This window comes from Holdemania sp. 1001095H_141210_F2 (assembly GCF_015558105.1).
Classification (GTDB): domain Bacteria; phylum Bacillota_I; class Bacilli_A; order Erysipelotrichales; family Erysipelotrichaceae; genus Holdemania.
The window spans coordinates 119,742-134,576 of record NZ_JADNPO010000007.1 but is presented as its reverse complement, the minus strand read 5'-3'; the positions used below and the strand labels follow the sequence as shown (position 1 = coordinate 134,576).

Below are 14,835 nucleotides of genomic sequence, written 5' to 3'. Positions count from 1 at the left end.
ATGATGAATCAAGATGAAATCATCCGTTTTATTCGCACACAGAAAGTTGCCGTGGTCGCCGGCGTTGACGAGGATGGATTTCCAAGTCAGAAAGCAATGTTCGCCCCGCGGCGGATTGACGGCCGCACCGCATTCTATTTCTCTACCAACACCTCCTCGCAAAAGGTTCAGATCTTTCGGACTCAGCCAAAAGCCAGCGTTTACTTTTACAAGCAGGGAAAGCAGAAATTCGTCGGAATTCAGTTAAAAGGAACGATGGAAGTTCTGACAGATCATGAAGCCAAAGCGTCGATCTGGCAGCCGACGGACACGATGTATTATCCATTGGGAGTCGACGATCCGGATTACTGCGTCTTAAAATTCACCGCAGCCTGTGGACGCTTTTACAGTGAAGGAAAGACGGAAGATTTTAAACTGAGCGACAGCGATCAATCATCGGCGAGCTCCGATCAAGAATGATCCTGGTTTCATATTTCGATTGATTTCCAGGAGCTATCTTGCCGCTGAAACGCAACTTTCTCTGTCTGACGGTAGAAGACTTGATCCTGAATCAAAAAAATGCGCTGAGTTCCCACAGGCAAAGTGAGAATCCAGCGCATTTTTATTTCTTCGCTTGATTTCAGTTACATCAACGGTGCAAAAAACTTGATCACATTGACGATCCAACGCTTGATCAACGGTTGGAACTTGCGGCAGTCTTCTATTGTAATCAGCTGAGAGACGACCTGAGTTTTCAGGAAATCATCATGCAGCTGATTGACCGCCGGCGTTCTCACATCCAGGCCGCACATCCATTTTTTTTAAATCTAACAAGAGTTGGAAGAAAAACTACTGAGTGTGCGGATTTAACACTTATTTTCAATATTCAAAGAGATTGTCGTTTCTCATCGGCTGTCTCTCAGAATATCCGCAAGGTTTTTCATGGTTTATTCTTCCTTAAAAGAATTTCATCAGGTGTTTCCTCTTTCCCACAGTGTACCTGTCAGCCTCTTCTATGTAACAAGAAACAGAATAGTTCATCATCACTTCTTCCATTTTACCTGCCTTTTGAAATTGTCTTAATTCACCAACACCGCTGAAAAATACGCAGCTATCGTATTTTTCGCAGTTCCTTCGCTTCTTTTCCCGTCATCGCTTCAATCTGAATTTCTACCATCGTTACGACGTTAAATAATTTATCAATTTCCGCCTTGCGTCCTTTTGGATATTCGGGGGAAAATCGTTCAGCCAGTTTTTCCAGAGCAATCCGCTTCCCTTCAGCTTCAGTCAAAATTCGAGCCTTTCCAAAGACGATCACACTGCGGAAATACGTCGTATATTTATCCGGAACAACCTGATCCTGATCGACGACGCAGAACGACACCCGGGGATTGCGGGCAATCGCTTCCAGTTTATGCCCTTCTCCGGCACAATGAAAATAAAGACGGGAATTCCAATAAACATAGCTGAGCGGTACGGCATACGGATAATCCCCGTCCTCGCCGGCTGTCGCCAGCACCCCTGAGGTCCCATTCTGCAATATGGCAATACATTCTTCTTCAGTTAAAGCCTGATTTTTTCTGCGCATTGTTGTTTTCATCGTTTTACTCTCCTCTTTCGATCTGACATTGGAAACGCCTGTCTTTCCCTTGATAACAGAACAACCGTATCTTTATGCTTCGGGTTAGAAGGCGACGGCATTCATCAAGTGATTTGCCAGCGGTTATTTCGCCTTGTTCACCTCGCTCAATCTTATGACAAAAAGAAGCTCTTTTTGCGAGCTTCCTTCTGACGATTTATTTTTTAGTGCCGACGCCGAGCTTTTCGTTAATTTCCGCAAGATCAGCTTCCAGTTCCTGAATAAAGTCTTCCTTATCTTTAATATCTTCAGCCATTTCATCCGCCGCCGTCTGACTCAACAGGGTCGGCAGTTCGTTTTTCATCCATTTCAGCTGACGTTGCTGGGACTGGATCAATTCCATTTTCCGGTTGCGAACCTCCTGCATCCGTTTGATCCAATCGTTGTGCTTCTGTTCGTTAAACTGCTTCAAGCCGGAGAAATAATCATCTGCCGCAGAACGGAATTCTTTCCACAATGCGTCTTCTTTCTCCTTGCCGCAGGATCCAGCTTCTTTCCACAGCACGTTCAGCCGTTTCATCTTTTCGGTATTCTCACGGTTATATTCTTTCTGTGCGACGATCGTGATCGCCTGATCGATCAGTTCTTTTTTCTTCTCAGCCACCTGCTGCTGACGCTCATGAATCTGCGCGTAGGCTGCGCTGCGGCGATCATAGAATTTTTGACGTGCCTCATTGAACTCGTTCCACAGCTGATCGTCGACGTCTTTGCCCGCAAAGCCGGCATTTTTCCATTCATCCATCAGCTTTCTGAGCTGATCGCCAGTCTTCTGCCACTCTTCCGAATCCGCCAGCGCTTCCGCCTTTTTGATCAATTCTTTTTTTACCTGCTGCGCATTCACGGATTTCGCCTTTCGCTCTTCCCAATTCTGACGCTTGCGGTCAAAGAACGCATTGCGCGCTTCGTTGAACGACTCCCACAGCTGATCGTCAGTTTCTTTCCCAGCCGAACCCAAAGCTTTCCACTGCCGCATCAGTTCGTTCATTTCCTCTGTCGCCTGATTCCAGTTTTCCGACTTTGACAATTCCTGAGCGCGTTCAATCAACTCCTGTTTCGCCTTCTGAATACTCTGGAATCCTTCGTTGCGCTTGGCATAGAAAGCGTCGATCATCTTTTCGAATTCATCCGCCAGTTCATCTTCATAAGCTGATTCCCAATACGAAATCCGCTTCCATCTTTTCTTTAAATTCATAACTGCCGAAGCGATTTCATTCCAGTTCTTTGAAAGATCGAGCTGCTTCGCTTCTTCAATAAGTGCTTTTCGGTCTTTGATATCTTCATCAAAATCCCGTACTTCATTCATGTCGTCCATTGCCATCGTTGTTCACCCTCCATTACAAGCTCTATGACTTCAAATTGCGTTCATAGGTTTATTATACCATTAAACAGGACAAAAATGATATTGGTTCTGCCCGGAAGTTCATTCAATTTCGTATTATTTTTCCAGTATGAACTCAGACCTCATTCCGGGTTTGATAAACCAAAATTCATCGACGTTTCATCCAAGCCATTCAAGCGCTGCCGCAAAGTTCTGATCCTGACGTCAATGTTTCTTCATAAACAGAAATACCACATCAACCCGCGTGTTCCAGCCTTCCATTTCCTTACTCGCAAAAGTTTAGCCGCTGTAAAGTTGGATTCTTAACGAATCATGATCCAATATCCTTTTGTGCATGAAAATCAGTTCTGATTTGCCATCGTTCGAGCGTTTCTTCGCTCCCTGTCAATTTCCGCAAAAATAGCGCCTGACAGCCCCGCTTCGATAATAATAAAATTTCTGCTGACCACGATCTTTGATCCATATATTCATTGGCAGCTGTGCTTCAATCCGCCCCCCATAAATCATGGCAGAATTTTTTTGATCCAGCCTTATTCCGGCTGCAGATGTTTCCGCAAATACTTGCCCGTTATACTTTCCTGATTGGCCGCCACTGCTTCCGGGGTTCCAACGGCCACGATCTGTCCTCCGTCCTCGCCGCCGCCCGGTCCCATGTCGATCAGATAATCGGCGTTGGCAATCACGTCGAGATCGTGCTCAATCACGATTACCGTCGCCCCTTTCTCCACTAATCGGTCAAGGATCACAAGCAGGGTGCGGACGTCCAGTGGATGCAGGCCGATCGTCGGTTCATCGAAGACGAAGACCGTGTTTTCCTGCTGCCGCCCCATTTCTGACGCGAGCTTCAGCCGTTGTGCCTCACCGCCGGACAAGCTCGGCGTCGCTTCGCCCAAAGTCAGATAGCCCAGTCCCAGCTCCTGCAATGTCTGAAGCCGCTGGCTGACTGTTTTTAAATCGGAACAGGCATTCAGCGCATGTTTGACATCCATCGCCATCAATTCCGGCAGCGCATACCCGTGTTCCATTTTATTCTGCCGGCGAATGGAGTCCGCCGTCTTGGCATACCGCGAGCCCCTGCAATCCGGACAGGGAATTTCCACATCCGGCAAAAATTGCACGTCGAGGCTGATCGTGCCTGTTCCATCACAGGTGGGACAGCGAAGCTTGCCGGTGTTGTAAGAAAAATCCCCGGCTGAATAATGCAGCGTTTTCGCCTGTGGGGTCCGCGCATATACCTTTCGTAATTCATCATGAACATTGGCATAAGTGGCGACCGTTGAGCGGACGTTAATGCCGATCGGCGTTGCATCGATCAATTTGACCTGACTGATATCCCCTGCCTCCAGTGAGCGCACATGGTTCGGCAGCGGCTTCCCGCCGATCAGGGCTTCCAGGCCTGGAATTAGACTTTCCAAAATGAATGTCGTCTTGCCGGACCCCGAAACCCCGGTTACCACGGTCAGCCGGCCTTTTGGGATATCGGCTTCCAACGGCTTAACGGTATGCAGCGCAGCGGTCGACAGATGGATTTTTCCCAGCTTGAACAGATCTTCGGAAATTGTCCGCCGACATACGTCAACAACGGCGGTTCCCGCCAAAAATGGTCCGATCTGCGATTGAGCGTTTTCTTTAATTTCATTCAGCGGTCCTTCGGCGATCACCTGTCCTCCCTCGGCCCCGGCTCCCGGCCCCATTTCCACAATCCAGTCCGCTTCCCTCAGGATCTGCGTATCATGATCGACCAGAACGACTGAATTTCCATCCTTAATTAAATCATGCATCACCCCGGTTAGTCCCACGATATTGGAAGGATGCAGCCCGATTGAGGGTTCATCCAGAACATACAGCACGCCGGTTGTGCGGTTGCGCACAGCGCGGGCCAGCTGCATCCGCTGACGTTCGCCAGTTGATAACGTTGACGCCGCCCGGTCCAATGTCAGATAGCCCAGTCCCAAATCCATCAGCCGTTTCGCTGCAGTCTGAAAGGATTCGCAGATCGCAAAGGCCATTGGCCGCATCTCTATTGGCAGGGATTCCGGAACCTCCTTAACCCAGAGTGTTAACTGAGATAAGGTCATCCGGCAGGCTTCATCCAGCGAAATACCGCGCAGCTTCGGCGCCCGGGCCGCCACGGAAAGCCGCGAACCTCCGCATTCCGGACAGCTGTCCTGCTTCAGAAATTTTTCAACGCGCTTCATGCCTTTTTCATCTTTCACTTTGGCAAGCGCGTTCTCCACGGTATAAACAGCGTTAAAATACGTAAAATCAATCTCGCAGGCCTGATTGGTGTTCTTGGCTTTATAAAATATATGTTTCTTTTCAGCCGGACCGTAGAAAACGATCTCACGTTCCTTGGCCGTCAATTCCGAGAATGGAACGTCAGTCCGGACGCCCATTGCCCGGCAGACATCCGTCATCAGCGACCACATCAGGGTATTCCAGGGAACGACCGCGCCTTCATCAATCGTCAGCGATTCGTTGGGAACCAGCGTTGACAAATCTACAGTCCTGACGATTCCGGTACCGCCGCACTTCCGGCAGGCTCCCTGACTGTTAAAGGCCAGCTCCTCTGCGGATGGAGCAAAGAAATGTTCCCCGCACACCGGACAGATCAATTCCTGTCCCGCGGCAACGGCTAACGATGGCGGACAAACGTGTCCGTTGGGACAGCGATGATGGGCAAGCCGGGAAAACATCAGACGCAGGCTGTTTAAAAGTTCAGTTCCCGTGCCGAAGGTACTGCGGATTCCCGGAACCGCAGGCCTTTGATGCAATGCCAGCGCGGCAGGAACATAGAGTACTTCATCAACCTGCGCCTTGGCAGCCTGTGTCATCCGTCTGCGTGTATACGTTGAAAGAGCGTCAAGATAGCGGCGTGAACCTTCCGCATATAAGACACCCAGGGCTAATGAAGATTTGCCGGAACCTGATACGCCCGCGATCCCGACAATTTGATTCAGCGGAATATCGACATTGATATTCTTTAAATTATGGACACGCGCTCCACGCACCTGGATCGCATTGGGTACTGAATCAGGTTCCATGCGTAACGCTTGCTGCATTCTGGCTTTCCTCTGTTCCATTGATCTACCTCCTGTTCGATTCCAGGCATGAACCAGTTCATTTCTAATGCTCATTTTATCCGAAATTCTCAGGCATTAAATTGAGCTTCCCAGGATATTTCGCGAAGGTTTCTGTCCAGGCTTGCGGATAATGATTGAAGTTTAACACGGTAATTACATAGATCATGAGTAAGTGTCAAATACACAGCCGCAGAATGCGATGCTGCTTTCGATCTGGAATCCGCTGTCCCAAGCGAGTTCCATCCATGGATCTGAACTCGGTTTTCACTGACTCCGCTTCCACTTAAACAAAAATGAAGTGATGCGGTTCTTCTTTACGTTTATTTTGCTTATAGATGTGATTGTAGAAAGTTTTTAATTTGATCCCTTTATGATTACAGAACTGGCTGGAACTTAAGTCGCTGGCTCGATAGTTCTCTATGATCTGTTGCCATTCTTCCCCTTTCCTTCTCTTCATTGTCTCCTGCTTCCTCTGCCTTGATTACCGCAAAGTTGGTTCTTTCTTTATAGTTGAGACGCTTATGATATTTCAGTTTCAATGATACAAGCCTCACAAATAACCACTAATATTCTGATTCCTTCTTTTTTCCTCCTCTTATGTCTTTTTTATTACCCCATTATCCTTGAACCTTAATCACTCTTTAATCTCCCAATACCCATTAGAACCATGGCCTACAAATCTGATATTATGCATATTTTTAATACGCCGTTTAATTGTCTTTGAACTAACTCCTATTGCCTCTGACATCTTTTCTGTGCTTATTTTATTATTCGCACGTATTAATTGAAGTATTCTTTTTTCTACATTATCCTGAGGGACATCCTGAGGGACATTCTGAGGGACATCCTGAGGGACAACATAATTTAGGTTTGGCATTATTACCGTAAATTGATAACGATCAGAACGAAATATTGGTTTTTTCTTGTCATCATAATTGATCTGCAACTCATACCCGTTAATAATTTTACCAAAACCACTCCCTTTTCTTTCCATATAGCCTAAACGATTTAACACATCAGCTAAAACCGGATTTCTACGTGTTGATGGTATTGTTAATGGGTCTCTATCTTGAATTATCGATCCATCTGGCATTCCACCCGGAGAATAAATTTCCAGCCGATCATCAAAAATATCAATATGAACTTCACTTCCATTAATTAAATAATCGCGATGAGCTAATGCGTTAATTAACGCTTCGTGGTAACTGCGTTCTACATATTCCGGCATTTCTTCTCTTGAATTCGCAGTTTTTCTCCACATTAATCTACTATTGCGTTTAATAAAAGTTTCTCCATTTTCAATTAAGGAAATGATACTTCCTTCATATTCCGCATCATCAATGGCATCAATAGAACCGCCACTCTTATTTAATCCATTCCATCGCGTACAAAATAATCTTGACCAACGAATTGGACTCTCATCCGCAAATAAAGCACCGGCATTGGTTAATTGACCATTTGAATCAACTAATCCAAATGAAATCAAATCTTTATCATCAAAACTATTCCCTGTCCACTTTTTATATCTTTCTCTTAACTTTGAAAAAGCATAGTCTTCAATTTTATATGTAGAATCTTGTGAATCAAAAGATGAATTTCTCCCACGAAGCACTAAACGTTTTAATTCTATCGGAGATGCTTTTACACTCTCATTCCCAACTCTTATATAGGCTTCCAATACGCCATCCCCACTATAATAATAGGGTGTTTCAAAGCCCTTAAAAACCTCTAAAATGATTACTGTTTGATTATTTGTATTTTCAAATCTTAGATTAAATTCAGGTATTGGATTGAGCTTTGATTTAATTATTTCGCTAATCTTTTCCGCATCTTTCTCCGGCTTTTCTAAGCCAACTATTTCATCATCATCAGAAACCCCAAAAATCAAAAAACCACCAAATGAATTTGCAAAAGCACTAACACTTTTACACCAACTTTTAGGCTTTCTTTCTTCAAGAAGAAGTTTCTTATCATATTCAGATGTCTCACCAATTAGTTGCTTTATATTCATTAAATTATCCATCCTATTTTTATATGCCCTTATTATAATCCAAGTTTATTCAATAAAGCCAGTTTCTTAATTTGAAAATTAGCTATATCAATCAAGAAAATGACTTAACCACATAGAAAAACGAATAATAAGATTATGGTTTATCCATCATGTCATCTGCAAATTTCAGATATTCCTCTTTTGTCCAGAACATCATTTCCTTATATTCCTCTGATCCCATTGCTCAGGCTTCCGCGCCGGATTAGAGAGTAAGCGATAAATCTTACTGCATGATTAAAAATAGAGTTTAATTGACCGTGTATTATTATAAGATGAGTAGCAGAATATGGCTGCCCGAATTCATTTTGATAAGATAGCAACTCATTCTGTTCCGCGATAATATCCTTTGTCTCTATTTTCTCCATCTTACATAATTCAAAATAATGAAGTATCGTTGTGCATATCACATAGCTTTTGGATTTTCATGTATTTTCCTTCACCCGTTTTCTTTTGTCTGTTTCATAGATTTTAAAAAAACTATCTAACTGGATCAAGGCGAAATTACCAATGAAGAAGACAAACAATGGCGCTGTAAATATAAGAACTTGACAACTCTCATCACTGGATAAAAGTTTCCTCGAAAACACTTAGCGATTTTCTTATGAGTGAACTAAAAAAGAAAAATAAACATTAAAAACCTTACTGATTTTCGATATCCAGAAGTGGAAAAGGAAGTCAATAAGGTTTTTCTATACTATTTCTTTAGAAATTATTACATCAGTAGGGATCACATGTTGCCAAATCATTGCCAGCACTTAAACAAATTTGTTTGAATCCGGCATAAACACTAGTTTTTTTCAGTCCATAAACTCATTCAAATTCGATCGTTCCCGGCGGCTTGGACGTGATGTCCAGCAGCACGCGATTGACATGAGGCACTTCGTTAACGATCCGACTGGAAATTACACTCAATACGTCAAATGGAATTCGTGCCCAATCCGCGGTCATCCCGTCGATCGAAGTGACCGCCCGGATCGCGATGGCGTAATCATACGTCCGCTGATCGCCCATGACACCCACCGACTTCATATTCGTCAGCGCGGTGAAATACTGCCAGATGTCCCGTTCAAGTCCTGCCTTCGCTATTTCTTCGCGCAAAATCGCATCCGATTCACGAACCATCATTAATTTTTCTTCCGTGATCTCGCCTAAAACACGAATTCCCAATCCCGGCCCCGGGAACGGCTGCCGCCATACCATTTCGTCCGGCAGGCCCAGCTCCTTGCCCAACTGCCGCACTTCATCCTTGAACAACGTGTTCAGCGGTTCGATCAACTGGAACTGCATATCCTTGGGCAGACCGCCGACATTGTGATGCGACTTGATCGTCTGGGCGGTCTGCGTACCACTTTCGATCACATCTGTATACAGCGTACCCTGCGCCAGCCAGTGGATATTCTCACCCTCTGCCAGCTTCTTGACTTCCTCATCAAACGTATAGACAAACTCATTGCCAATGATTTTCCGCTTCTGTTCCGGATCCGATACCCCTTTGAGCTTATCCAGAAATTTCTTCGACGCGTCGATCTTCCTCAGATTCAGCTTCATATTCCGACCGAACGTCTCCATGACACTCTCTGCCTCACCTTTGCGAAGCAGGCCATGATCAATGAACATGCAATACAGCTGCGATCCGATCGCCTTGTGCAATAACGCCGCCACGACAGAGGAATCCACCCCGCCCGATAAGGCCAGCAGAACCTTGTCCGAACCGACCTGAGCGCGGATCTTCTCAATCTGCATGTCGATGTAATTGTGCATTGACCAGTTATTTTGCGCATGGCAGATTTCAAATACAAAGTTTTTCAGCATCTCGTTGCCATATTCGCTGTGCCGCACTTCCGGATGGAATTGTACCGTATATATCCGCTTTTCCGGATTGCTCGTCGAAGCAAATTCACAAGTAGAGCTGGAAGCGTCCTTCACAAACCCCGGAGCCAGCCTGGACACCTGATCGCCATGGCTCATCCAGACGGTCTGCTTCTTTGGCAGCCCCTTGAACAACAGAGAATCCGATTCAATCTCAATCTCAGTCCGCCCATATTCCTTACTGTTGCACGAACGCACGTCGCCGCCGTTCATGAAATGCGTCATCTGCATGCCGTAACAAATTCCCAGAATCGGCAGACCGCTCGTAAAGATTGCCGGATCACATTTGAACGCATTCTCATCATAGACGCTGTTCGGTCCGCCGCTGAAAATAATGCCTTTCACATCCCCCAGGGCCTGGATCTCCGCCAGCGTCATCGTATTGGGATGCAGCTCACTGTAGACGCCGAACTCCCGGATCCGCCGGGCGATCAGCTGGTTATATTGACTGCCGAAATCGAGAACGATAATTTTATCAGCCATCGTGTTGCCTCCTTTGTTTTGGAATTGAAAAGTGAATTAAAATAACGAGTATTCTAATTCACTTTTTCCTTTGTTTATTTTACCATCGAAAGTGGCGGATTACCACAGAAAATGATGGATGAATCAGATGATGAAATACAGGATAAAGACGATATCCAGAATCCAGATAATCGGCCGGACTTCCTTCGCCTTGCCGCTGCCCAGCATCACCGCGCCATAGGTGATAAACCCTAACGCGATACCGTCGGAAATCGAATAGCACAGAATCATCATAATGATCGCCATGAAGCCGGTCGACGCGAAGATGAAGTTATCCCATTCGATGCCGCCCAGCTGCTGCGCCATCAGAATTCCGACGACGATCAGAGCCGGCGCCGTAACCGCGCTGGTCACGACGGAAAGCAGCGGGAAGAAGACAATCGACAACAAGAACAGAACGCCGGTCGTCACCGCGGTTAAGCCCGTCCGTCCGCCTACCTCAACACCCGAGGTCGATTCTACAAACGACGTTACCGTCGAAGTCCCCAAGACAGCGCCCACACAGGTGCCGACGGAGTCCGAAAGCAGTGCTTTTTCAATATTTTCCAGTTCACCTTTTTCATTGACCAACCCTGCCCGGTTTGCCACTGCAACCAGCGTTCCCGCCGTATCAAAGAAGTCAACAAACAGGAAGGAGAAGATGACGACGATGAAATCCTTATGTGAAAACAGTTCGCCGAAGCCGCTCATAAACGCACCCAGCGTCGGCATTTCAAAGTTGAACTGCATGATCGCCGTCGGCAGCTGCGGCATATTCGCTACTCCGCACAATCCCGCGATGACCCCGACCACCGCGGTGCCGATCAAGCCCCAGAACACGGCCGCCGTGACTTTCTTTGCCAACAGGATCAGCGTCAGCGCCAACCCGAAGATCGCAAGCAGAACCACCGGATCCGTCAGTTTTCCCAAAGCGACGAACGTCGATTCATTGGCGACGATGATGCCGGCATTCTTCAAGCCGATAAACGCGATGAAGAAGCCGATGCCCGCGCCGATGGCCAGTTTCAGCTGCTGCGGAATTGCGTTGATGATCATTTTACGCAAGCCTGTGACCGAAATAACGATGAAGATTATTCCAGAAACAAAGACCGCGGCCAGAGCCGCCTGCCAGCTGTAGCCGAACTGCATGCAGACGGTATAAGTGAAGAACGCATTGACGCCCATGCCCGGAGCTAAGGAAACCGGATAGTTCGCCAGCACACCCATCAGAATGGAGGCGATGCCAGACGCAATCGCCGTCGCCAGGAAGACGGACTGTACCGGCATGCCCGTGGCCCCCAGCATACCCGGATTAACCGCCAGAATATACGCCATGGCTAAGAAGGTGGTCAGACCGGCCAATATTTCCGTTTTGACCGTCGTTTTGTGAGAAGACAGCTTAAATAACTTTTCTAACATAATTCCCCTTACTTTCTAAAAAGCTTCGCCGTAAAAGAAAAAGCTTCCCGAGGACAGAAGCATGAAGAAAGGCTTCCATCGTAGAATGACGGTTACGGCCGCCATGTAGAAACTCCTGTGCCCGATCCTCAGGAATATACGGTGAACTTTTACGTTTGTCATTATAGCAGAGGTTCCTGACAGTGACCAGTGTTTTCCTGCGTTTTAACGATTTTCTACGGAAATCAAGAAAGAAAACATTCCGGATTGGAAACAAAATCGAAATCAAAAGGGGAAATGCCATCTCCGGCATCACTTCTGATTGCACTTTCCAAACATGAAGGCTACAATGAAATCAAATCACCGGAAATGATCCATGGTGGTAACCAGGTCATTTCAAGGAAGGAGATCGTTATGAAAAAACACATTATTGTCGAGGTCTGCTGCGGCAGCGTCGACGACTGCCTGCTGGCGGAAAAGCTGGGGGCAGATCGGATCGAATTGAACCACGCGCTGGAGCTGGGTGGCCTGACACCGTCGCTGGGTACATTCCTGGAAGCGAAACGTCGGGTCAGCCTGCCGATCTGCGTGATGATCCGGCCGCGGGGCGCCGGCTTCGATTATACTGAGCCGCAGTTTCAGGCTATGCTGAAGGATGCTGAGATCTTTATGGATCATGGCGCCGACGGTCTGGTTTTCGGCTTTCTGAATGAGGATGGCAGCATTAACGAAGACCGGACCTGTCAAATGGTTAAGGCTGCCCGGGGCAAGGAAGCCATTTTCCACAAAGCTTACGACAGCACAGAAAATATGGAAGACTCGCTGAAGACTCTGATCCGCTGCGGCATCACACGTGTGCTGACCAGCGGCGGCGCAGTCTATCCGAATATCGTGGAAGGCTGCAAAGAATTAGGCCGCCTGCAGGATCTCTATGGCGATCAGATTCAGATTCTGCCTGGGGGCGGAGTGCGGGAATACAATGCCCGGCAGGTTCTCAAGCTCGCGCATACCGGACAAATTCATCTGACAGCCAAAAATACGATGATCGACGAATCCACCGGCCATTATCATACTGCCGGCGATCGCTCCGGGCTGGAATATCTGGCCGTTGGGGAAATGAATCTGAAAAAGATCATGGAACAAATCCGGAGCTTTGACGAAGCAGAGCCAGATCCCCTCGTTACCCTGTTTCCGGGATGATCCCGTTCTTTCTTGGCGTCCCGAAGTTTTCAATACATTGTCATGCATTCCTTATTTGTAAGTTTCACGAAAGAAACTATTTTCATGAATGATGAAATTTTTACAATCAAAGTTGAAAATTGCTTGACAATCTTTACCAACCAGTTTAAACTACTAACCATAAACAGAAACTTGATGGTCCTGATCAAATTCCTGTTTAGATCTAAGTAAAATGAATTTAACCTTATGAACAGTTTCCTCTTTTTCCTCTCTTTCATTTTACTTAACCCGTGGGTCCTGCGCTTCCTTTCGCAGACCCTGATTCCTGGAAAAGTCGGTGGCTCCGACTTTTTTATTTTTAGCCCTGTTTTTCATTTCTTCTGCAGTTTGCAATCCCATTCAACTTCTATGAAAAAAAAGATAAACTTCAATTTCTGAAATTTACCTTTTCTGTTTCCTTTTCTATCTCTTTTCAAATCTGCGGCAAATCCGTCCTGAGTTCACGGCCTCAGCAAGCAGCCGCTTCCCCGTTTCCCGACTGCCGACCTTTGAAAATTCGCTCAATCTCACGCTCAATATGCTTCGTTGTTGCGCGCCATATCAATGATTTGCAGCATCGTCTGCTTATCCATGGCCCCCGGCATATAGCCATATACATTGCCTTCCGTATTGATCAGATACGTCGTCGGCAGTCCGGTCACGCCATAGTTATAATTGACCTGTCCGTCCTCATCAAAGACTGTCGGGAACGTATATCCGTTTTTATTCAGGAAGTCGATGACGCCCTGCTTGTCGGTTTCCCTTCCGCCCGGCTGATTGACGACCAGAATGACCAGATCGTCTGGTAATTCTTCATACAACTCCTGCACCGAAGGCAATTCCGCCTTGCAATAAGTACACCAGGTGGCAAAAAATTGCAGCATCACAATCTTCCCTTTATAGTCTGAAAGCGTATGGGTATTGCCATACTGATCCGTCAAGGTGAAATCATAGGCCGGAATGATCTCGCGGCCGTTTTCATCCACGGACGGGGTCGCCGTCGGCTGCGGTTGGCTGGAAGCCGCCGTTGAGTTCGCCGGCTGTCGGCGCAGTTGTTCGGAAATCGCCCCCACCGCCGGAACGCTCATCCACAGGCCCATCACGATCAACAAAATTCCGCCCAGCTTCATCGCTTTCGGCAGCCAGCTCTTTTTCTTCTGCAGCCAGTTCAGCGCTTCCTCCGTAAATAATCCCAGGATTAAAAATGGAACGACGAAACCCAGACCGTAACAGAAGATCAGCAGCGTGCTGCTGGATGAAGCCGCCGCGGCGACCAGCACTGAGGAAAGCATCGGTCCGATGCAGGGCGTCCACGCAAAGCTGAATAAGAACCCCATCGCGTAAGCCTGAAGCAGGCTGCCGGCCTCTTTTCCAGCCTGCTTCTGTGTAAACCGGAATTCCCGCATCAGAAACGGAATCTGAATCCAGCCTAACTGCACCAGACCAAAGAAAACGATGAGAATCCCGCCCAGCAGCGAGATTAACAACCGGTTCTCATTTAACCAGCCGCTCAATCCCTTCGCCGACATCGCCGCGATGAAGAATACCGTGCAGATGCCGAGCACAAACGCCAGCGTAAAGCCAAAGATATGCAATCGTTTCCGCCAGCCTGTTAAATCCTTTTTCAGCGCATCCTGACTCAGATACGCCATGTAGACAGGTAAAATCGGCAGAACGCAGGGGGAGAAAAACGACAGGAACCCCTCCGTCAGTACAAGCCATGCTTGATTATTCATACATCAAATCCTTTCTTTTACTC

General features: G+C 46.9%; 10 protein-coding genes and 1 riboswitch. Of the genes, 2 read left to right on the top strand and 8 right to left on the bottom strand.

Annotation, left to right across the window (positions count from 1 at the left end; genetic code table 11):
* Entirely contained in the window at nt 1-459 is a 459-nt protein-coding gene (locus I2G61_RS06700; protein WP_072684684.1) for a pyridoxamine 5'-phosphate oxidase family protein, read from the top strand.
* 164 nt (nt 460-623) lie between these two features.
* Here I2G61_RS06700 and I2G61_RS06695 read toward each other — a convergent pair whose 3' ends face one another.
* The 7 genes from I2G61_RS06695 to I2G61_RS06660 all read right to left on the bottom strand — a co-directional run bounded on the left by I2G61_RS06695 (nt 624) and on the right by I2G61_RS06660 (nt 11,879).
* The gene (locus I2G61_RS06695; protein ID WP_195397017.1) at nt 624-776 is read right to left on the bottom strand and encodes a hypothetical protein; all 153 of its coding nucleotides are present in this window, start codon (nt 774-776) and stop codon (nt 624-626) included.
* Nucleotides 777-1,090: 314 nt separating this feature from the next.
* On the bottom strand, nt 1,091-1,579 hold the full coding sequence (locus I2G61_RS06690) for a pyridoxamine 5'-phosphate oxidase family protein (RefSeq protein WP_072684683.1): 489 nt from the start codon (nt 1,577-1,579) through the stop codon (nt 1,091-1,093).
* A 196-nt stretch (nt 1,580-1,775) separates the two neighbouring features.
* A complete protein-coding gene (locus I2G61_RS06685; protein ID WP_072684682.1) occupies nt 1,776-2,936 on the bottom strand; it encodes a DUF349 domain-containing protein in 1,161 nt (386 codons plus the stop codon).
* A 551-nt stretch (nt 2,937-3,487) separates the two neighbouring features.
* Nucleotides 3,488-6,040, bottom strand: a complete 2,553-nt coding sequence (locus I2G61_RS06680) for an ATP-binding cassette domain-containing protein (protein WP_200798796.1) — start codon at nt 6,038-6,040, stop codon at nt 3,488-3,490.
* Nucleotides 6,041-6,674: 634 nt separating this feature from the next.
* The gene (locus I2G61_RS06675; RefSeq protein WP_072684681.1) at nt 6,675-8,051 is read right to left on the bottom strand and encodes an ATP-binding protein; all 1,377 of its coding nucleotides are present in this window, start codon (nt 8,049-8,051) and stop codon (nt 6,675-6,677) included.
* Between the two features lie 849 nt (nt 8,052-8,900).
* Complete coding sequence (gene guaA / locus I2G61_RS06665) at nt 8,901-10,442, bottom strand: glutamine-hydrolyzing GMP synthase (RefSeq protein WP_072684680.1); 1,542 nt, start codon at nt 10,440-10,442, stop codon at nt 8,901-8,903.
* Nucleotides 10,443-10,565: 123 nt separating this feature from the next.
* The gene (locus tag I2G61_RS06660; RefSeq protein ID WP_072684679.1) at nt 10,566-11,879 is read right to left on the bottom strand and encodes an NCS2 family permease; all 1,314 of its coding nucleotides are present in this window, start codon (nt 11,877-11,879) and stop codon (nt 10,566-10,568) included.
* A gap of 61 nt (nt 11,880-11,940) precedes the next feature.
* Nucleotides 11,941-12,041, bottom strand: a riboswitch (purine riboswitch).
* 231 nt (nt 12,042-12,272) lie between these two features.
* Between I2G61_RS06660 and I2G61_RS06655 the strand changes: the two genes are divergently transcribed.
* Nucleotides 12,273-13,058, top strand: a complete 786-nt coding sequence (locus I2G61_RS06655; RefSeq protein ID WP_072685048.1) for a copper homeostasis protein CutC — start codon at nt 12,273-12,275, stop codon at nt 13,056-13,058.
* A 551-nt stretch (nt 13,059-13,609) separates the two neighbouring features.
* Here the strand turns inward: I2G61_RS06655 and I2G61_RS06650 are convergent.
* Nucleotides 13,610-14,812 (bottom strand): cytochrome c biogenesis protein/redoxin, encoded by a 1,203-nt coding sequence (locus I2G61_RS06650; protein ID WP_072684677.1) that lies wholly within the window; start codon nt 14,810-14,812, stop codon nt 13,610-13,612.
* Nucleotides 14,813-14,835 lie beyond the last annotated feature (23 nt).